Here is a 19,357-nt window from a genome sequence, read left to right as displayed (position 1 = left end):
GCCTCCCACCGGTGCGGGGACAAGGGCTTCTCCGCCCAGGCGTCGCACTCGCGGATCATCGATGTGATGCGCATCACCGTCCAGCCGCTTCAGGACGGGCGTGCGCGATCATGGCCGGATGGACGCCCGTTTTCTTGGCATCGCCGAGCTGGACGAAATCCCGTCCGTGGCGGTCGTGGTCGACGTCATGCGGGCTTTCACCGTGGCTGCCTGGGCCTTCGCCCAGGGTGCGGAAAGGATCGTTCTCGCCGGGTCGCTGGACGAGGCCCTGGCGCTCAAGGCTCGCCACCCGGATTGGGTGGCACTGAAGGACGGTCCGCCCGCGCCCGGGTTCGACACCGTCAACTCGCCTGGCCTGCTGCGGTCCTATGACCTTGGCGGACGGACCGTGGTGCAGAAGACCACGGCAGGGACGGTCGGCGCCCTTGCGGTCAAGGAGGCGTCGCTGGTGCTGTGCGCCGGCTTCGTGGTGGCGGAGGCAACGGCTCGGCTCTTGCGGGCACGCGAGTGCGACAGGGTCACGTTCGTGGTCACAGGCGACGACGGGCGCGCCGAGGAAGACCTGGCGTGCGCTCAATACATCGCTCGCCGGGCCATCGAGACCGGGACGGACGCGGCTGAGTTCCTCCGCCGCGCCGGCGAGTCGCGTGCCGCCGCCGAATTGGCGCAAGGTGAGCGTGGTGGAGCCCATCCTGATGATGTCGCGCTCTGTCTCGAGCTCGACCGGTTCCCCTTCGCCATGGTGGCGATCTCGGAAGGCTCGCTCATGGTCCTCCGTCCGTGCGCCGTGCCTTCACCGACCGACGAGGCTTCGCTCTAGTCGCCGGGGCCCCGCTCGAACCGGTTGAACGCGTGCAGCCGGCTGGTCCCACGCAGAGGACACCGGCGCCCGACGCCCACGGTCCGCCTCGGCGGCCACCTCCCCGTTCCACCCGGCACGATGCTGGACGCCACCCCCGTACACCCGGATGGAGGCAACCGTGCTCGTCGGCCTCCTCCGGTGGACGCCCTCCTTGCGAAGGCCGCGGCCGGCGCCTGATGTCCATGCTGGTCACGGGGAACAGCATGAGCGCACCGTCCCCGCTCACACCTCGTGCACCGGGCGGACGACGCCATGCCCGATCCCGTCGCCGACCCTACGGTGGTGGCATGGCGGTGATCAGCGACCGAAGCCGGCGAGCACCGGCCCGGAGAGGTGCCGTAGAAGCACTGGGCCTGGCCGTGCTGTTCCTGCTGTCCGTGGTGGCCGCCTCGATCGAACCGCACGAGCACCGCTTCTCGTTGCGCTGGAGCGCCGTGTTCCTGGCGGGCGTCGGCTGCTCCGCACTCGCCCGGCGACGCCGCCACCCGATCGGCGTACTGGCCGTCGCACTCGGCTGCGGGGTGAGCTTCCTGGTCCTCGGATTCCGGGAGAGCCCGCTGGTACTCAGCCCGGTCCTGCTGTCCGTCTACACCGTGGCCCTTCTCACCGACCGGCGTACCACCTGGATGTCCGCGTCCGCATCGGCCGCCATTCTGGTGGGCGCCGCCATCGTGTGCGCCCCCCGCTCATGGCTGAACCCCGACAACGTGGCACTGCTGGCCTGGACAGCGCTGCCGGCCGCTGTCGGCGACGGTCTGCGCTCCCGCCGCGCCTACGTGGCGGCCGTGGAAGAACGGGCGGTACACGCCGAACGCACGCGCGAACAGGAAGCACAGCAGCGGGTGGCGGCCGAACGCGTACGCATCGCACGCGAGCTGCACGACATCGTCGCGCACCACATCGCACTCATCAACGCCCAGGCAGGCGTGGCCGCCCATCTCGCCAAGCGGCAACCCGAACAGATACTGACGGCCCTGGAGGACATCCGCGACACCAGCCGGTCGGCGCTCGACGAGCTACGGGTGACCGTGGGGCTGCTGAGGCAGTCGGGTGACCCGGTCGCACCGCGCACCCCTGCGCCGGGGCTGGCCGACCTACCGGCACTCATGGCGTCCTTCGCCCGGGCCGGCCTGGCCGTGGACCACACCCGTCACGGCACCGCCTCTCCCCTGACCCCGGCAGTGGACCTGACCGCGTACCGCATCGTCCAGGAAGCCCTGACCAACGTGCGCAAGCACGCGGGAGCCGACCGCGCCCGGCTGATCCTGCACCACCACCCCGAGCGGCTGACGATCACCGTCGAGGACGACGGGGGTACCGCGCGGCATCACCCCTCGCCTGCCGGTACCGGGCACGGGCTGATCGGGATGCGGGAGCGCGTGGCCACGATCGGGGGCCGGCTGCACGCGGGCCCCCGCCCCGAGGGCGGCTTCAGCGTGACGGCCGATCTGCCGCTGCGTCCCGGCCGGCTGGTCGGCGAGACACCGAGGAGAGACGGGCATGACGATTCGCGTACTGCTTGCCGATGACCAGGCCCTGCTGCGGGGCACCTTCACCATGCTGTTCGAGTCCACCAGCGACATGGAGGCGGTGGGAGAGGCGTCCAACGGTCGCGAGGCGGTGGAACTGGCGCGGGCCCGGCATCCGGACGTGGTGCTGATGGACATCCGCATGCCGGAGATGGACGGCCTCGAAGCCACCCGGCTGATCAGCCAGTCCGAAGACCTCGCAGCGGTGAAGGTGCTCATCCTGACCACCTTCGAGGACGACGAGCACGTGGCCGAAGCGCTGCGCGCGGGTGCGAGCGGCTTCCTGGGCAAGGGCGCGCGTCCCGAGGAACTGGTCGAGGCCGTCCGCACGGTCGCCTCGGGCGACGCACTGCTGTCACCCGCGGCGACAGGAGCGCTGATCAGGCGTTTCCTCGCTCAGCCGGACCCCGTCCCAGGAGAGGTGCACGAGCGGCTGGAGTGCCTGACGCCGCGGGAGCGCGACGTCGTGGCGCTGGTGGCCCTCGGCCTGTCGAACGACGAGATCGCCGAGCGCCTGTTCGTCAGCCCGCTGACCGCGAAGACGCACGCCAACCGGGCCATGACCAAGCTGGCGGCCCGGGACCGGGCCCAGCTCGTGGTCATCGCCTACCAGTGCGGGCTGGCCACGGCGGTGCCATGACCAGGGGTTCTCGATCTGCGGGGGTGCCGGCCCGTCTGTTCCGGCTGTAGGCGGGCGCCCCGAGTACCGCGATCGCGGTAGGCGGGAAACGCTGCGGTAGGACGACGCGCGAGGGGCTGTCGCTGAGCGAAGGTGAGAGGGCGAACGGAGGTCTCACCATGATTGAAGCTCCCAGCCGGATCAGCGATGGCGACCGGACAGCAGTGGCGGGCCGTCAGGAGAGCGACTGCCTCGCAGCCGTGGCACCCCACCTCTCCCTCCTGCGACACTCCCTCACCAGCGGAACGCACCGCGACCAGCACCGATACGTCGACGACCGCGCCGGGCGCCGCCACCTGCCGTCCTCCCGCCGCAAGCCGGCCCCGACGGCCGGAGGACTCACACTGCCGCAATGGGTCAGCAGAACCAAGAACGTGGGCTGACGCCGGCCCCGGGGTGTGCGCGAGGGACGGCATCCACCGGCCATGCCCCTCCGCCTTGGGCAACAGGGGGACCGGCCCCGCAGAAACAGGAGGCGCAGGGTTCCACTGCGGCTTCCGCGGGGCCGGTGCATGGCACACATACCCCTCGACGCGCCCGATACGCCCGATCCCTCCCGGCCGCCTGGGCGGGATGCGCCCTCATCCACGACGTGGGGCCCGGCCGTTCCCGGCCGGGCCCCACGTCGATCTCCACTATCTGCAGCACTCCTCACACCGAGGGTCTGCGGTCACCAGCGGTACCAGCGACCCTTGCGGCCCGAGCCGTCCGCGGACCGGACGACAAAGCCCAGCAGCCACACGACCAGAACGATCACCGCGATCCACCACAGCGCCTTCAGGGCGAAGCCCGCGCCGAAGAGGATCAGAGCCAGCAGAAGAACCAGAAGCAGGGGAACCATTGTTATCAACCTCCTGGCCACCGGATGCCCTTGTCTCACCCCTACAAGCACGCGAAATATGAGTTACTTCTGCCGAGTGAAGGGCACGCGCACGCCACGCCCGATTCCCCCTCCTCGACTTCTGATGCACCGCGGCCACGCATTGATGAACACCCAGGGCGAATCTCTGGCCCCAGGTTTGCCGGAGCCGAGCGGGGTCAGGCGCACAGCCAGAACCTCACGCGACAGCCAAGGAGAGTGAACAGCATGGCCGCCAGTGAGAAGGCCCGGGCCAAGGCCGAGCAGGCCGTCGGGAAGGCCGCCCAGGCAGCGGGACGAGCCACCGGTAACGAGAAGCTGATCGCCAAGGGCCACGCAGCCGAGACCGCGGGCAACGCCCGCGAGGCGAAGGAGTCCGTCAAGGACTCGGGCCGGCCCTGACCGGTAATCATCAACTGCACGTGGGGGCGGTCCCGGTACCGGGGCCGCCCCCACACCTGTGCCCCGCTTCCGCGGAGGACCGGGTGCCGGACGCCGGCGGGCGAGCCGTTGCCCAGCGCGCGGAAGTCGGGCAGCTCCCGCCTTGAGAGGATCAGAACATGGCGGACTCACCCATGCGCGTCAATGCCCTCATCGTCGATGCCAACGACCCTGTGTGGCTTGCCGCGTTCTGGTCCGAGCGCGACGCCGAGGGACGTGCGCATTACCTCAGCTGACCGTGGGGCGTCTGGCAGGACCTGGGCGCCCCGCTGAACCGCCGCTCCACCACCTGCCCCGATACGATCGGCCGCCTCACGGCTGCACCTGCCCCTGACCGTGACCCGAGTCACGGGGGTCTCTGGGAACCCGGTGGCGCGCGCGGACAGGATCAGATGTGGAACTCTCCTTGCGCGCCCGGCTGCGCTCCGGTGATCCGGAGGCCTTCGGGTCGATATTCGACGAACATGCCCAGACCGTCCATCGGTACGCCGTCCGGGTCACCGGGAACTGGGCGACGGCCGAGGACGTGGTGTCGCTGACCTTTCTGGAGGCGTGGCGGCTGCGCGAGTCGGTGCGACCCGAAGGTGACGGCCTGCTGCCGTGGCTGCTGGGCATCGCCACCAATGTGCTGCGCAACACCACGCGGGCCGCTCGCCGCTACCAGGCCGCCCTCAGCCGTGTCCCGCCGCACGACACCGCGCCGGACTTCGCGGAGGAGGTCGTCGAGCGGATGGAGGACGCCGGGCGACTGGCCGCGGCACAGCGGGCGCTGCGGCGGCTGCGCCGCGGCGAGCGGGAGGTGTTCGCCCTGTGCGTGTGGGCCGGACTCGACTACGCGGCGGCGGCCGAGGCGCTGGACGTGCCGATCGGCACGATCCGCTCCCGCCTCTCCCGCGCCCGGAGCCGCTTGCGGAAGTTGACGGACGAGGAACTCGCTTCCGGAGGGACGGAACCGGCGTCCGGCTTTGGACAGCAACAAGGTGGCCGCACGATCGCGGCCCGGTCGATCCAGGAGCAGACCCGATGAACGCCAAGACGCCTCACCACGACGGCTTCGACGCAACGGAGTCCGCCGAGTGCGCGGACGCGGCACGGCTGCTGCCGGCCCCGCCTGCCCGGGATCTGCCCCCCGACCGCCTGCGTGTCCTCAAGGAGCACCTGATGAGCGAGATCCGTCAGTCCGTACCCGCGGCCGGTCCCGAGGCCCCCGCAGCGGACGCCGCCGCGCCGCCGCGACGCCGAAGGAGGCGCTGGGTGCCGGTCATCGCCCCGCTTGCCGCGGCCGCCGTAGCGGCCGCGGTCCTCATCGCCGGCGTCGACCACCACAGCCGGCCCGCCGACGCCGCGCATCAGGCCCCCTCCAAGGCGTCCATGCTGCTGGAGAACGCCGCCGCGGTGGTCTCCCGCGACCCGGCCGTCAACGTCGGCCGCCACCAGTACGTGTACATCCGCAGCGTGTCCACCGGAAGGGACAACCCCCTCCGGGCGAAGTGGACCGACAAGCAGGGCCATGTGCACAAGGAGTACTCCGAGGTTCCTGGGAAGCTCACGGAACCCGAGACTCTCCGGGAGTGGATTCCCTGGTCGCGGAACCAGGACGGCGCCCAGGCGTACGGCGACGACGCCCCTGAACGCCTCGAGTTCCCCGGCCCCGGGCAGGGGACGGTCGGAGGCCCCGGACACATGCAGAGCCCCTACGAGGACCTGGCCTCCCTTCCTCGCGACCCGGCCGCGGCGCTCCGGGCGATCGAGGCCGATCTGCACCGGCAGTTGGACAACGCGGAGAACACCAAGGGCAACAGGCGCCCCTCCGTGAGCATGCCGTGGGTCTTCGAGTACCTCGGCGGCATGCTCCAGGAGTCGGTGGACCCGCAGACCACGGCGTTCCTCTACCGTGTCGCCGCCCGGATCCCGGGCACCACGGTCATCCCCGACGCGGTCGACGCCGCAGGGCGGCACGGTGTCGCGATCACCCTGGACGGTCAGGCCGAGGACCGCCAGGAGTGGATCTTCGACAGGTCCACGTACGCCTTCCTCGGCTTCCGCGACGTCACGCAGGAGGACACGGCGATCGGCAAGGCCGGCAGCGTGATACAGACCACCGCGGTACTCCAGCGCGCCGTGGTGGACCGTGTGGGCGAGGAACCGCACGAGGAGTCATGACAAGAGCGTCGCGAAAGCCCGGGGATTCTCGTGCGCGGCGGGAACAGCCGATCCGGCCGGCGCTGTTGCACCAGCCGAGGGACCGGCGCGCGGGCGGGGAGCGGAGGGACTGTGAGATCGTCCGCTCCGACGCGTTCCGGGCTCCCGGGTCCGACCCCGGTACATATGTGCCGCGGACTCGGACCGAGATCCTTTCCCACAGGAGGAATGTCTTATGAGTGACCGACCCTTGACGCTCATGGCGGTGCACGCCCACCCCGACGACGAGGCCACTGGAACGGGAGGCGTCCTCGCACGATACGCGGCGGAGGGTGTCCGCACGGTCCTCGTGACGTGTACCGACGGCAGTTGCGGTGACGGACCGGGAGGCGTCAAGCCGGGCGATCCCGGGCACGATCCGGCAGCCGTCGCCTTGATGCGGCGTCAGGAACTCGAGTCGAGCTGCGGCATTCTCAAGGTCGGTCATTTGGAGATGCTGGACTATGCCGACTCCGGAATGATGGGCTGGCCGACGAACGACGCCCCCGGGTCCTTCTGGCAGACCCCCGTCGAGGAGGGCGCTGCCCGCCTCGCGGAACTGATGCGCCACTACCAGCCCGATGTGGTGGTCACCTACGACGAGAACGGCTTCTACGGCCACCCCGACCACATCCAGGCGAACCGCATCACGATGACGGCGCTCACGATGACCAGGCTGACACCGAAGGTGTACTGGACGACGGCGCCCCGCTCGATGATGCGGCGGTTCGGGGAGGTCATGCGCGAGTTCGGTGCGGACTGGCAGGAGCCGGATCCCGCCGAGGCCGCCGCGATGGCCGAGATCGGACTCCCCGACGAGGAGATCACCACCTGGGTGGACACCACCGCGTTCGGCGGTCAGAAGTTCGACTCGCTGGCCGCCCACGCCAGCCAGGGCGAGAACATCTTCTTCCTCAGGATGGGCCAGGAGAGGTTCACCGAGTTGATGGGCGTCGAGACCTTCGTACGCGTCCAGGACACCACCGGCGCGGCCGTGCCCGAGAACGACCTCTTCGCCGGACTGCGCTGACCAGGGCGGCCCTGCTCAGTGGCGTGGCGGTCGAGAGGATGCCCGTCCGCTGACCGGGCAGGGCCGTACCCCACCCAGGGCGACGGCCGACTCGGCCGCAACCCGGTGCGGCACGGTTCAAACCGGTTCGAGTTGCGGTTCCGGTCGCCGTGTCGGCGCGGCCATGGGTTCCCACAGTTCGGTGGTCCGTACGTAGCCGTAGATCACCGAGGTCATTGCCAGAATGAGCAGTGGCCCGCAAATCCATGGATGTCCGGCCATCTCCATCGGCAGCCAGCGGTACGAGACCAGGAGCGCGGCGAAGACCGTGGTGCCGTAAGCGACCAGCTGGATTCCTGGACGGTCCCAGCCACGGTCGAAGGAGCGCAGTGCTGCCTCGATGGTGAGCGCGAAGACCACGCCGGCGACGAGATCCGCGCCGTAGTGGTACCCGAATCCCAGCGTTGCGCTGAGCGTGGCGATCAGCCAGAACGTGCCCGCGAATCGCAGAATCCGTGGAGCCCTGCGGGAGTGGACGAATATCGCGGTGGCCCATGCGGTGTGCAGGCTGGGCATGCAGTTGCGGGGGGTGATCCCGTCGTATGACACCGGGTGCGGGGTGTTGATCGCCGGCGGCGTGACCGGCCACAGATCGGCCACCGCCCACTGCACGCCGCCGGTGCCGGAGGCGCCCGGGCCATAGGCGAAGACGGGCCCGACGACCGGGAAGACCATGTAGATGGCCGGCCCGAGGAGGCCGATCACCAGGAAGGTGCGCACCAGATGGTGGCGCGGGAATCGGCGCTCGACCGCCACGTTGCGCAGCTGGTACAGCGCGACGACGACCGCGGCCACCGCGAGCTGGGCGTAGACCAGGTGGAGAACGTGGGTGCCGATCGGGTCGGTGGCGTTGACGATCCGGCCCATCAGCCACGACGGGTTGCCCAGCGCGTGATCGGCGGTCGCCACGTACTGGTCGAGCACCGTCGGGCGGGTCTTCGCTGTGATGAGCAGCCAGGTGTCGCCGGTCTTGCGGCCGGCGACCAGCAGCAGGCCCAGGCCGACGCCCTTCAGCAGCAGGACGCGTTCGGCGCCGGTGCGCCGCGTGACGGCGAGGACCGCGCAGCCCAACATCACCCAGAGCGCGCCGTTGCCGAAGAGATGGCCGTCGCTCATCCGGGCGCCGACCGCCCACCGCACCAGCACGAAGACGGCGTCGATGCCGATGGCGGCTCCGGCCGCGATGAACCGTTGCCGCCAGGTGAGAACCACCATCATCAACGCCAGACCGCCGTACAGCGGTCCCGGTTTCGGGGCGAAGAACAGCCCGTTCAACTGGTCCGTGATCGGCCCCGGTTGGCCGTAACGGCGTGCGGAGATCTCCAGTGCGACGAGGATTCCCAAAGCCGCCACGCCCGCCACGGCCCACACCAGGGCCCGCCGTCGACGGCACGCGGCCAGCACAGGGCTGCCGTTTATTTGTGAGAACACCCGCGATGCTTTGGATATCAATCGCTCAGCCGATTTGTTCGATATGGATGAAATGGACAGAAAGCGATGACGGTCATCATCGCGAGCTCGAACATGTTATCGGAGCGATGCCTGGATTTCGCTGAGCACGGGTGATGTCGCCAGTCGCGCCGCTCCCCCACGACACCTCGCCGGCACGCGTGCGGACGGCTCACCCTTCTGGCTCCCGGAAAGCGCGCCGTACCGCTGCCAGCACGGTGTCCTCTTCGAAGCCCAGGGCGGCTGCCCAGGCGACGAAGTCCCGTGTTCCCGGGGCCTCGGCGGGTACGGATCAGGGAGGCCGCCTCCAGTTCGCGGTAGGCGCGGGCCACGGTGCCTGTCGCGAGGCCGAGGTCGGCGGCCAGTTGCCGTATGGTCGGCAGCCGCTCACCCTCGGCCAGCCGGCCGGTGCTGATCAGGTCTGCGAGCTGGGCGCGGATCTGCTCGTAGGGCGGGACCGGCTTGGTCGTGTCGACCCGATGGCTGCCCCGGCGGACTTGTGTCAACACCTTGCTACAAGCTGATGATCCCGTGCCTCGGCGGCAACGGCGGAAGCGGACAGGAGCGTCGCTGCGGCGAGGCTGCCCCAGAGGGCGGTCGGGCCGTACGGCGCGAGGGTGGTGATGGCCGCCGGGGAGACGGCGAGGCCGAAGCCCGTGGAGAGTTCGAAGCGGGCGAGGACGCGTCCCAGGGCCTGGGCGGGGGCGAGGTGGGTGACGAGCGCGGTGGCGCTGCCCGCGTAGATGATCTCGCCGACGGTGCAGATCACGGCCACCATGGCGACGGCCGGGACACCCCATCCGCCGCCCAGCGAGGTGGCCGCGAGGAAGCCGACATAGGAGACGGCGAGTATCACGCCGGCGAGAGCCAGCGCCGTCCGCCGGGAGAACCTCGACATCAGTACGGTGACCGGCACCTGCAGGGTGACCACGAGCACCGTGTTGCCTACGAAAATCGCCGCCGACCACACCGGGGACGCGTGCATCTCAGTCACCAGGATGAGAGGCAGCGCGATCTCCGGGACGTTGAGGCAGAAGGCGTACACGACGTTGGCGGCCAGCAGCGCGCGCATCCGGGGCGCGGGGCCGTCACCAGCCTCCTTGCCCAGGGCGGCGTCCGGACGCGCGCGCAGTTGTACCGACCAGGCCAGAAGCGCGGCGGCGAGGTAGGCGAGCCCGGTGACGGCCGCCAGCGCCCGCAGGGCGGTGGTGCCGCCCGCCAGAGTCACCGTGGCGATGAGCGCGCCCACGCCCAGTGCGGCGTTGCGCAGGGCCCGGCCCGCCGCGAGCGCGGTGTCGCGTTCCCGGCCGTGGGCGACCGTGGTCACGAGAGCAGCGTGGGCGGCCGGCCAGGCCTGGTTGCCGATGCCGAGGAGGAGTGCCGCCGCCGCGAACGGCCACACGTGCTGCGCCGGGGTGGCCAGCAGCAGTGCCACGCCGAGCACCCGTACCAGCATCGACGCCGCCACGACCGTGCTCCGTGCGCCCAGGTCCAGCCATCGTCCCACCGCGGGCACGCACACCAGACCCGCGACCACGCCGGCCGTCATGGCGGTGCCGGTGACCGGCGCGGACAGCCTCAGCACCGTCACCCCGTACAGCAGCAGGAACGGCCGCAGCAGCCCGGTGCCGAGCGCGTCAACGGCCAGGGCGACGGCGTAGCGAGGGCCTCCGGAGGCACGGACGAGGGCACGGGGGCGGATCTGGGTGGTGGTTGCCATGGCGTCAGACACTGCGGGCGACCGGGGCGCCGGTCACGTCGGTTGACGGGAACCGTCAACCGACGACGGCGACGGACGTCCGAGCCGCGATGATGACGGGATGACGCTGAGGATCGACATCGGCGGTCTGCCGGCCGAGCGGGTACGGTTCGCCGCCTCCCCGCTGGCCGAACTGACCGCGATGCTGCACGTGCTGGCCGAACCCGGGCATCACCCGCGGCTCGCCGGCTGGGCCGGGGACGTCTGGGCGGGGCTGCCGCCGGAGCTGGCCGAGCGGCTCAGGGAGGCGGAGTTCCTCTGGCGTTCCTCACAGGCCGACTTCCTGATCCCGGGCCGGCCCCGGCCGACCCTCGCCGAGGAGCTGGACGACGTGGACCGGATCGACGACGAAAGGTATGTGACCGCCGCACTCGTCACCACGTGCGGCAGCAACCGGGTGCACTTCGCCGGGACGTCTCCACTCACCGAGGCGACAGCGCGCCAGCGCGCCCTGGACGTGGCCCAGGCCCGGGGCGCAGGGCAGGAGGCCTTCGCGGAACGGCTGCTCGCGGACCCCGCCGCGGTACGGGCGCGGGTCCGCCACACCCTGGAACAGTGCGCCGCGGCGTTCTTCGACACCGCCTGGGCGGGCATCAGCGTGCGACTCGCCACCGACCTGCGCCTGAAGAACGACCTGCTGCGACGCGAGGGCCTCGGGGCGGCGCTCGCCTCGGTGTCCGGCGCGGTCACCCTCGCACCGGACGGCGATTGCATCGTCGTGGACAAGCTGCAGGACAAGGCGACCGCCGCCCGCGGCAGCGGGGTCACCTTCATCCCCAGTGTCTTCGGCCGCCCTCACCTGGTGGCGGTCCACACGCCCGGGTGGCATCCGGTGGTGCAGTACCCCGTGGCGGAGCAGTGTCCGTCGGAGCCGGTACCGCTGGAAACGATGACGCTACGGCTGGAGGCGCTCGCCCACCCGGTACGGATGCGGCTGTTGCGCACCCTGGCCCGCGGTCCGCACACCACCGGCGAGCTGGCCCACGCCTGGGAGCTCTCGTCCCCGGAGGTCTCCCGCCATCTGGCCGTCCTGCGCCGCGCGGGCCTCCTCACGGCCCGGCGGCAGGGCCGCTACGTCCGCCACACCCTCAACCTGACCGACCTCACGACGCTGGGCACCGACCTGCTGGCGGCCGTACTGCGCTGAGCCGCGCAGGCGCACGGCGTCGCGGGCATCGGACGGTTCACGATCGGACGCCCCAATGACAAAGGCGAGGAGAACCCTCTCCTCGCCACTCTCAACTTATAGCGCACTGGGGGGCTTGCGGCAAGGGCCCGGTCCTGGCGCAGAATCGTCGGCCGAGCCCACAACCTGCGGAAACGAGGCGCGACATGTGTGTGTCGTAGCCGACGCATGGGGGGCGAGGCGACGTCGAAGGGGTGTGGGAGGGTCATGACCGAGCAGTACGTGCTGGATCTTCGAGAGGTCGATGAAGGGCAGATCGGCGCGGTCGGCGGCAAGGGCGCGAACCTGGGCCGGCTGTCGCGTATCGCCGGCCTGAGCGTGCCGGCCGGCTTCTGCGTGACGACGGACGCCTTCCGGCGGATCATGGCGGAAGCGCCGTCGCTCGACGATCTGCTCGACGAGCTGTCACTGCTGCCCCTGGACGACCGGGAGGCGATCCGGACGCTCAGCGCGCGGATCCGCCGGGCCATCGAGGACGTCGCCATCCCCGGCGATCTCGCGGCACAGATCACGCGCGCGCTCGTCCGCAGCGGCGAGCAGGCCGCGTACGCCGTCCGGTCCAGCGCGACGGCGGAGGACTTGCCGACAGCCTCCTTCGCGGGCCAGCAGGACACGTATCTGAACGTCGTGGGGCCGACGGCGATCCTTCACCACGTCAGCCGCTGCTGGGCCTCGCTGTTCACCGAGCGTGCCGTCACCTACCGCCGGCGGAACGGCATCGACCACCGTTCGGTTCACATGGCCGTGGTCGTGCAGCGGATGGTCTTCCCGCAGGCTGCCGGCATCCTGTTCACGGCCGACCCCGTGACGGGCAACCGTAAGGTCGCCACCGTGGACGCCGGCTTCGGCCTCGGCGAGGCACTGGTCTCCGGACTGGTGAACCCGGACGTCTTCAAGGTGCGCGACGGCGAGGTCGTCGCCGAGGCGATCGCTGCCAAGCGGCGCGCCGTCCGCGCCGTCGCGGGTGGCGGTACGCGGGAGGTCGCGGTCGACGGGCGGCGGCAGGAGCACCCGGCGCTGACGCACGCGCAGGTGGTTCGGCTCGTGCGGCTCGGACGGCGGATCGAGGCATACTTCGGCCGCCCGCAGGACATCGAATGGTGCCTGGTCGACGACGACTTCCAGATCGTGCAGAGCCGGCCGATCACGACGCTGTTCCCCGTCCCCGAGACAGGGGACCAGGAGAACCACGTGTACGTCTCCGTCGGTCATCAGCAGATGATGACCGACCCCATGAAGCCGCTGGGGCTCTCCATGTGGCAGCTGACGGCCATGGTCCGGATGCACGACGCCGGCGGGAGACTGTTCGTCGACGTCACCAGGCGTCTGGCCTCGCCCGCGAGCCGCGCCGGCCTCCTGGACCTCGTGGGAAGGTCCGATCCGCTGATCAGGGACGCGCTGCAGACCGTCCTGGACCGCGACGGCTTCGTCCCGTCGTTCCCGGACACGGGTTCAGGCGGTCCGCCGGCCGGCGGTGCCGCCGCCACCGTCGAGACCGATCCCGCCGTCGTCACCGAGCTGATCGAGCGCAGCCAGAAGTCTGTCGCCGCCCTGGAACGCGACATCCGGACGAAGACCGGGCCGGCGCTGTTCGACTTCCTGCTGGAGGCCTTCGAGGAGCACAAGCGGGTTCTCGGTGATCCGCTGAACATTCAGGTGATCATGGCGGGGATGGAGGCCACGTGGTGGCTCAACGACAAGCTGCACGAGTGGCTCGGCGAGAAGAACGCGGCCGACACACTCACGCTGTCCGCCCCCGGCAACATCACGTCGGAGATGGGTCTGGCACTGCTCGACGTCGCGGACGCCGTCCGCCCGCACCCGGAGGTGGTCGCCTTCCTGCGGGGCGTCGAGGACGAGGACTTCCTGGCCGAGCTGGCGAAGCTCCCGGGCGGGACCGAGGCACGCGACGCCATCGAGGGCTACCTCGACCGGTACGGCATGCGCTGCGTCGGCGAGATCGACATCACGAGGCCGCGTTGGCGCGAGCGCCCCGCCACACTCGTACCCGTGATCCTCGACAACGTCAGGAACTTCGAGCCGGGTGCCGCGGAGCGGCGCTTCGAGCAGGGGCGCCTGGAGGCGCTGAGGAAGGAACAGGACGTGCTGTCGCGTCTGCGGGCCCTGCCGGACGGGGAGCGGAAGGCCGGCGAGGCCAAGCGGATGATCGACCGGGTCCGGACCTTCATCGGCTATCGGGAGTACCCCAAGTACGGCATCGTCAGCCGCTACTTCGTCTACAAGCAGGCCTTGCTCGAGGAGGCCGGACGCCTGGTGCAGGCCGGTGTGCTCGCCGAGAAGGAGGACGTCTTCTACCTCACGTTCCAGGAGTTCCATGACGTCGTTCGTTCCCACCAGGTGGATCACCGGCTCATCCAGCGGCGCAAGGACGATTTCCGGTCGTATCAGGCGCTGGCACTCCCCCGGGTGCTGACATCGGAGGGTGAGTCCATCACCGGGGCGTACCACCGTGACGACGTGCCGTCCGGTGCCCTGACCGGTTTGCCGGTGTCCGCCGGGACCGTGGAGGGCAGGGCCCGCGTCGTCCTCGACATCGCCGAGGCCGATCTCGAGGCGGGTGACATCCTGGTCACGGCCTACACGGACCCGAGTTGGTCGCCCCTGTTCGTCGGCATCGCGGGCCTGGTGACGGAGGTGGGCGGCCTGATGACCCATGGCGCCGTGATCGCCCGGGAGTACGGCCTGCCTGCCGTGGTCGGTGTGGAGCAGGCCACCCGGCTGATCCGCGACGGGCAGCGGATCCGGGTGCACGGCACCGACGGGTACGTCGAGATCCTTCCTTGACCGGCCCGTTCCCGTCAGGTCACGTCACGTCCTAAGGCTGGAAGTGATCGGACGTGGGAGAGAAGCCCTCCAGACCATGGAGGCAGGCCTCGCCGAAGCGCTCGTCGACGGTGATCACGCTGCGGACGGCACCCCGGTTGTCCGCAGCGCACCCCTGGGCCCACGCCCTACCGTGCCCTTCGCTGCCGCCTGATCGGCTCTCCCACCCGGTGCAGGTGGGTCAGGGCCTCTCGGTAGGAGCGGATCAGCCCGGTCTCGTGGTAGGGCACCCCGATCTCGGCGCAGTACTGCCGAACCACTGTCCGGGCGCGGCGCAGATGGGGCGTGGGCATGCTCGGGAACAGGTGGTGCTCGATCTGGTAGTTGAGGCCGCCGAGCATCACGTCGGTGAACCATCCGCCGCGCACGTTGCGGGATGTGATGACCTGGCGCCGCAGGAAGTCGGGCCGCTCGTCACCGGTGAGGGTGGGCATGCCCTTGTGGTTGGGGGCGAAGGTGCAGCCGAGGTACACGCCGAACAGGCACTGGTTCAGCACCATGAACGCCACCGCCTTGCCCGGCGGGAGGACGAGGAACAGAGCGGACAGCACGCCCGCGATGTGCAGCAGGAGCAGGGCGCCCTCCAGCGCTCGCTTCCCCATGTAGGGCGAACGCAGCGCGCGCAGGCTCGCGACGTGCAGGTTGAAGCCTTCGAGGGTCAGCAACGGAAAGAACAGCAGGGCCTGGTGGCCGCCGATCAGACGCGCCGCACCACGGCTGGCGCGCGCCTGATCGGTGGACCACACCAGGATGTCGGGGGCGACGTCCGGGTCGAGGTCCTCGTGATTGGGGTTGGCGTGGTGGCGCGTGTGCTTGTTCATCCACCAGCCGTAGCTCATGCCCACGCCCAGATTGCCGAACAGCCTGCCCATGGCCTCGCTGGGCCGGCGTCGCCGGAAGACCTGCCGGTGGGCCAGGTCGTGTGCGAGCAGGGCCACCTGCCCGAACACGAACGCCAGGAAGGCCGCGACGGCCAGTTGCCCCCAGGTGTCGCCCAGAGCGAAGAAGGACCCCCAGCCCGCCGTGTACAGCACGACCACCAGGCCGATGCGTGCCGCGTAGTAGCCGGGACGCCGGCGCATCAGGCCGGCCGCGGCTATCCGTTGGGAGAGCCGTGCGAAGTCACTGCCGCCACCGGCGCCGGACCTTTCCGCGACGGCACGAACGGACTGGGACGTCAAGGAGACATCGGGGGAAGTCGTCATGTCCGAAAGTCTTCTGTCGGCCGGCGAACCGAGGAAGCCTGCCAGCCACCCTCTGGGTGCGAGGCATTCCCCCTGGACGACCGGGGGTTATCCCCCCGGTCCGACAGCCCGCCGGGCCCCTCTCTCTGGGCTCGCGCGCCTCCGCCCGGCCGCCCCAATGGGCTTGCCCCCAAGTGTTCGCTGATGGCGAATCACCCCTCTGGACACAAGCCGCCGGGGCCGGCTCGTCGGAGTGATTCACGAGCCTCGACACATCGCCTGACCTGGTCGAATGGAATTGCGGACAGTCGAGGTGTTCCGCGTCGCGGATCATGGTTGACGGGTTGCAGCGGATGACCTAAGCTCCCTTTCCATTCGATCAAGGTTGCGAAACTCTCGGGGGGTGAATCCAACCATGATGGTCGAGACCAAGTGGGGATTGTGCGAGCGTGAATGTTGAACATCCGCTCCGCCTCACGCTGTTCACCTTTCATTCAACTTCCGGATCCTGATGCCGGCCACCCTCAGTGTGCTCTCTCGAAGAGAGCCGTCGTGGCCATGGACCGTTGACGTGCCGCCGGGAGGGCCTGTCGTGCTGGACAGCGGGAGTCGCCGGCTGAACGCGGACAACCGCTCCCGAAGACCGTCCGGAAATGATCGGTCCGCACGAAGAACGCGCCAGCTCAGCCGGACCAATCGGCTCAGCACGCGGCGGTCAAGCCTTTTTCGGGCCACTTTGTTCAAATCCACGGGGACCGCGCGCGCATTCTTCGGCGGCGCCTTCTAGGATTCGACGCGGAGCCAATCGGTATCGGACCTGACGGGACCACTCGCGCGATTCCCGGCACCCGCTCCAACGGCCGCCGGCACCCGGTGTCCGTCATATCACCGAGCGCTGACTGAACCGCGACGGACTTTTCCTGGCCGCTGTCGTCCTGAACTCGACAAACACTGCCCTCCGGCCCGCAGAGCGGTTCGGTCCGAACCGCATGCCCATGCGCCGGCATTCAGGGATTCCCGTAGCGCGAATCCGGCTGTTTTCCACCGGCTATGCCCCCATCAGGCACACCCACCGGCCTGATGCTCCTACTGGGACGGACACCGATGAGCGAATCGACCACGTTCAGCGAGACCTTCACCGTCACCGCCGACAACCCCCTGCTGCACGGGCACGTCGTCTACGGACGCAGCCTCCTGCCCGGAGTCGGTTACGTGGACCTGGTCCTCCAGGTCCTCGCTCGGCATGGCCACCCCATGCAGGACGTGGAGTTACGCAACCTCACCATCCTTGCCCCGCTCGTCGTAGGATCCGGTCACCGCGCCCTGACCACCGTCGAGGGACGCCGGGGATCGGACGGCGGCTGGCGTGTCGAGGTCCGCAGCCGACGCCCCGAGGACACCGCCGACGTTCTCCACGCCGTCGCGACGGCGCACCGCTGTGCCCCCGCCGCCTACACCGAACGGCTTCCGCTGCCGGTCGACGGGGCCACCCGGAAGACCACGCTCGATGAGATCTACACCTGGTGCCGCGAGTACGACCTGGTCCACTCCGGTCTGATGAAGATCGGCGGCATGGTCCACCACCGACCCGGCGACTGGATCGCCGAAGTGGAACTCGCCCCCGAACACCGGGGAACCAACCCCGCGTTCCTCTTCCACCCGGCCCTGTTCGAGGCGGGCCTCCTCGGCGGTGGCGTCGCCATCGGCATGCTGTACGGCGACAACGACGGCCCCGGCCTCTACCTGCCCCTCATGTTCGAGCGGTTCCGCGCCACCGGACCGCTGGGGAGCCGCTGCTACGTCCGCGTCCGCGCCGACTCCGTACGCCGGGACGAAGAACTCATACGGCTCGGCGTGGAGTTCTACGACGCCACCGGCGCGAAGGTCGCCGAAGTGGGCCAGTTCGTGGCCAAGCGGGTGCGCGCCGCGTCGTCCCTCGACGTCAGCGGCGACGCCTCCACGCTGCCGGCACCGGCTCCCGCCGCGCCTGTGGTGGCTGAGACGGCGGCTGCTTCGGTCGGGGGCAGCCTGGTCGAGGTGGTGCAGGGGTTGGTGGCTGCCCGGTTGGAGGTGGCCGCGAACCAGGTGGATGTGGGGCTTGGCTATTACGAGTTGGGGTTGGCATCGGCTGACCTGTTGTCGTTGGTCACCGCGTTGGAGGAGCGGCTGTCGGTGGAGTTGTCGCCGACGGTGATGTTCGAGTACCGGACGATCGCGGAGCTGGTGGAGTGGCTGGAGTCGCAAGTGCCGGCGCAGGTCCCGGTGACAGCCTCTCCCACGACCCCTCCCCCGTCCGATGGTGGGCCGGCTCCCGTCGCCCCGGCTCCGGACGCCGTCGCCCTTCCACAGCCCAGCGTCCGGAGCGGCGCTCCGTACTCCGACTCCGCCCTGCGCGCCGCCCTCGCCGAGGAGGTGTCCGCGCTCCTCGGCGTTCCCCTCGCCGAACTCCACGCCGACGCCGAGCTGGCCGAGTTCGGCCTGGACGTGAGGGGCCTGGCCCACCTGGCCGACCGGGTGAACGCGCGCCTCGGCCTGACCGCCCCGCTCGCCGCCTTCCAGGAGCACCACACCCTGCGGGCCCTCGCGGAACACCTCGGCCGTGCACACCGCACCCCGGCCGTCTCCGGACGGCGGACACCGACGGCGCAGCCCCATCCACTGCTCCACCGGACCGTCAGCGGTGACGGCGACAGCGACGGCACGACGTACGAGACCCGTTTCACCGGCGACGAGCCGTTCCTGCGGGACCACCAGGTGCACGGCGACCGGATCCTGCCCGGAGTCGCTCATCTGGAGATGGCCCGGGTGGCTGCCGCGAGGGCGCTGGGACGGGGCGATGCCGCCGCCGTCCGGCTGACCGACGTGGTGTGGCTGCGGCCCGCCGTCTGCGGTCCCGACGGACTCGTGCTGCGGGTGCGCGTGCGCACAGCCACCGCGGACGGCTGCACGTACGAGATCCACAGCGTGAACGAACGAGGTGACTCCACCCTGTGCAGCCAGGGGCGCGTGGCCCTGGCCCAGGACGCCCCGCCGCTCCCGGTCCTTCTCGACGACCTGCGTGCCGCCTGCGCCGATGCCGTGCACCCCGGCGAGCACATCTACGGGCTCTACGACGGCATGAACATGGTCTACGGCCCCTCCCAGCGGTCGGTAGCCCGACTGCACGCCGGCACCGACCCCGACGGACGCCCCCAAGTCCTGGCCGAACTGCGCCTGCCGCCCGAGGCGGAACCGCTCGGCGCCGGCGCGCTGATGCACCCGAGCATCCTCGACGGCGCCCTCCAGGCCACCCTCGGCCTGTGGCTGGACCAGGCG

At 70.2% G+C, this 19,357-nt stretch carries 16 protein-coding genes; 11 read left to right on the top strand and 5 right to left on the bottom strand.

The features are described from left to right. Nucleotides 1-118: 118 nt before the first annotated feature. From ACZ6B1_RS33140 to ACZ6B1_RS33125, 4 genes are all read left to right on the top strand, one after another. The gene (locus ACZ6B1_RS33140; protein ID WP_468784472.1) at nt 119-820 is read left to right on the top strand and encodes a 2-phosphosulfolactate phosphatase; all 702 of its coding nucleotides are present in this window, start codon (nt 119-121) and stop codon (nt 818-820) included. 329 nt (nt 821-1,149) lie between these two features. Then, on the top strand, nt 1,150-2,391 hold the full coding sequence (locus tag ACZ6B1_RS33135) for a sensor histidine kinase (protein ID WP_468784471.1): 1,242 nt from the start codon (nt 1,150-1,152) through the stop codon (nt 2,389-2,391). After that, nucleotides 2,363-3,031: a response regulator transcription factor gene (locus tag ACZ6B1_RS33130; protein WP_468784470.1), complete on the top strand. Its 669-nt coding sequence runs from the start codon at nt 2,363-2,365 to the stop codon at nt 3,029-3,031. The genes ACZ6B1_RS33135 and ACZ6B1_RS33130 overlap by 29 nt, the downstream gene beginning before the upstream one ends. A gap of 158 nt (nt 3,032-3,189) precedes the next feature. Next, complete coding sequence (locus ACZ6B1_RS33125; protein WP_468784469.1) at nt 3,190-3,453, top strand: hypothetical protein; 264 nt, start codon at nt 3,190-3,192, stop codon at nt 3,451-3,453. Between the two features lie 287 nt (nt 3,454-3,740). Here ACZ6B1_RS33125 and ACZ6B1_RS33120 read toward each other — a convergent pair whose 3' ends face one another. After that, complete coding sequence (locus tag ACZ6B1_RS33120) at nt 3,741-3,911, bottom strand: DUF5670 family protein (protein ID WP_143634452.1); 171 nt, start codon at nt 3,909-3,911, stop codon at nt 3,741-3,743. A gap of 246 nt (nt 3,912-4,157) precedes the next feature. Between ACZ6B1_RS33120 and ACZ6B1_RS33115 the strand changes: the two genes are divergently transcribed. The 4 genes from ACZ6B1_RS33115 (at nt 4,158) to ACZ6B1_RS33100 (ending at nt 7,581) form a co-directional block, all read left to right on the top strand. Beyond that, entirely contained in the window at nt 4,158-4,331 is a 174-nt protein-coding gene (locus ACZ6B1_RS33115; RefSeq protein WP_468784468.1) for a CsbD family protein, read from the top strand. A 433-nt stretch (nt 4,332-4,764) separates the two neighbouring features. Beyond that, nucleotides 4,765-5,397 (top strand): RNA polymerase sigma factor, encoded by a 633-nt coding sequence (locus ACZ6B1_RS33110; protein ID WP_468784467.1) that lies wholly within the window; start codon nt 4,765-4,767, stop codon nt 5,395-5,397. Beyond that, nucleotides 5,394-6,533: a CU044_5270 family protein gene (locus ACZ6B1_RS33105; RefSeq protein WP_468784466.1), complete on the top strand. Its 1,140-nt coding sequence runs from the start codon at nt 5,394-5,396 to the stop codon at nt 6,531-6,533. Before ACZ6B1_RS33110 ends, ACZ6B1_RS33105 begins: the two co-directional genes overlap by 4 nt. Before the next feature lie 214 nt (nt 6,534-6,747). Further along, nucleotides 6,748-7,581 carry a PIG-L family deacetylase gene (locus ACZ6B1_RS33100; RefSeq protein WP_468784465.1) on the top strand — a complete coding sequence of 278 codons (834 nt, stop codon included), beginning with the start codon at nt 6,748-6,750 and terminating at the stop codon, nt 7,579-7,581. A gap of 117 nt (nt 7,582-7,698) precedes the next feature. Here the strand turns inward: ACZ6B1_RS33100 and ACZ6B1_RS33095 are convergent, their stop codons facing one another. The 3 genes from ACZ6B1_RS33095 to ACZ6B1_RS33085 are packed head-to-tail and all read right to left on the bottom strand — an operon-like array spanning nt 7,699 to nt 10,789. Then, nucleotides 7,699-9,024: a phosphatase PAP2 family protein gene (locus ACZ6B1_RS33095; protein WP_468784546.1), complete on the bottom strand. Its 1,326-nt coding sequence runs from the start codon at nt 9,022-9,024 to the stop codon at nt 7,699-7,701. 44 nt (nt 9,025-9,068) lie between these two features. After that, on the bottom strand, nt 9,069-9,578 hold the full coding sequence (locus ACZ6B1_RS33090; protein ID WP_468784464.1) for a GntR family transcriptional regulator: 510 nt from the start codon (nt 9,576-9,578) through the stop codon (nt 9,069-9,071). Beyond that, nucleotides 9,572-10,789 (bottom strand): MFS transporter, encoded by a 1,218-nt coding sequence (locus tag ACZ6B1_RS33085; protein WP_468784463.1) that lies wholly within the window; start codon nt 10,787-10,789, stop codon nt 9,572-9,574. Before ACZ6B1_RS33085 ends, ACZ6B1_RS33090 begins: the two co-directional genes overlap by 7 nt. A gap of 100 nt (nt 10,790-10,889) precedes the next feature. On the opposite strand from ACZ6B1_RS33085, the gene ACZ6B1_RS33080 reads away from it, so the two are divergent. Next, nucleotides 10,890-11,975 carry a DUF5937 family protein gene (locus tag ACZ6B1_RS33080; protein WP_468784462.1) on the top strand — a complete coding sequence of 362 codons (1,086 nt, stop codon included), beginning with the start codon at nt 10,890-10,892 and terminating at the stop codon, nt 11,973-11,975. A gap of 246 nt (nt 11,976-12,221) precedes the next feature. Beyond that, nucleotides 12,222-14,819 carry a rifamycin-inactivating phosphotransferase gene (rph, locus tag ACZ6B1_RS33075; protein WP_468784461.1) on the top strand — a complete coding sequence of 866 codons (2,598 nt, stop codon included), beginning with the start codon at nt 12,222-12,224 and terminating at the stop codon, nt 14,817-14,819. Between the two features lie 167 nt (nt 14,820-14,986). On the opposite strand, the gene ACZ6B1_RS33070 is transcribed toward rph, so the two are convergent. Continuing rightward, complete coding sequence (locus tag ACZ6B1_RS33070; protein WP_468784460.1) at nt 14,987-16,063, bottom strand: fatty acid desaturase family protein; 1,077 nt, start codon at nt 16,061-16,063, stop codon at nt 14,987-14,989. Nucleotides 16,064-17,146: 1,083 nt separating this feature from the next. Between ACZ6B1_RS33070 and ACZ6B1_RS33065 the strand changes: the two genes are divergently transcribed. Next, on the top strand, nt 17,147-19,357 hold a 2,211-nt coding region (locus ACZ6B1_RS33065), incomplete at its 3' end, for a phosphopantetheine-binding protein (protein ID WP_468784459.1).

This window comes from Streptomyces sp. NPDC041129 (genome assembly GCF_055592265.1).
This window is presented reverse-complemented; position numbering and strand designations above follow the sequence as displayed.

Coding starts and splice junctions, on each gene's coding strand:
- rph (WP_468784461.1), top strand. CDS start 12,222: ATGACCGAGCAGTACGTGCTGGATCTTCGAGAGGTCGATGAAGGGCAG.
- ACZ6B1_RS33125 (WP_468784469.1), top strand. CDS start 3,190: ATGATTGAAGCTCCCAGCCGGATCAGCGATGGCGACCGGACAGCAGTG.
- ACZ6B1_RS33070 (WP_468784460.1), bottom strand. CDS start 16,063: ATGACGACTTCCCCCGATGTCTCCTTGACGTCCCAGTCCGTTCGTGCC.
- ACZ6B1_RS33140 (WP_468784472.1), top strand. CDS start 119: ATGGACGCCCGTTTTCTTGGCATCGCCGAGCTGGACGAAATCCCGTCC.
- ACZ6B1_RS33100 (WP_468784465.1), top strand. CDS start 6,748: ATGAGTGACCGACCCTTGACGCTCATGGCGGTGCACGCCCACCCCGAC.
- ACZ6B1_RS33120 (WP_143634452.1), bottom strand. CDS start 3,911: ATGGTTCCCCTGCTTCTGGTTCTTCTGCTGGCTCTGATCCTCTTCGGC.
- ACZ6B1_RS33080 (WP_468784462.1), top strand. CDS start 10,890: ATGACGCTGAGGATCGACATCGGCGGTCTGCCGGCCGAGCGGGTACGG.
- ACZ6B1_RS33105 (WP_468784466.1), top strand. CDS start 5,394: ATGAACGCCAAGACGCCTCACCACGACGGCTTCGACGCAACGGAGTCC.
- ACZ6B1_RS33085 (WP_468784463.1), bottom strand. CDS start 10,789: ATGGCAACCACCACCCAGATCCGCCCCCGTGCCCTCGTCCGTGCCTCC.
- ACZ6B1_RS33130 (WP_468784470.1), top strand. CDS start 2,363: ATGACGATTCGCGTACTGCTTGCCGATGACCAGGCCCTGCTGCGGGGC.
- ACZ6B1_RS33135 (WP_468784471.1), top strand. CDS start 1,150: ATGGCGGTGATCAGCGACCGAAGCCGGCGAGCACCGGCCCGGAGAGGT.
- ACZ6B1_RS33115 (WP_468784468.1), top strand. CDS start 4,158: ATGGCCGCCAGTGAGAAGGCCCGGGCCAAGGCCGAGCAGGCCGTCGGG.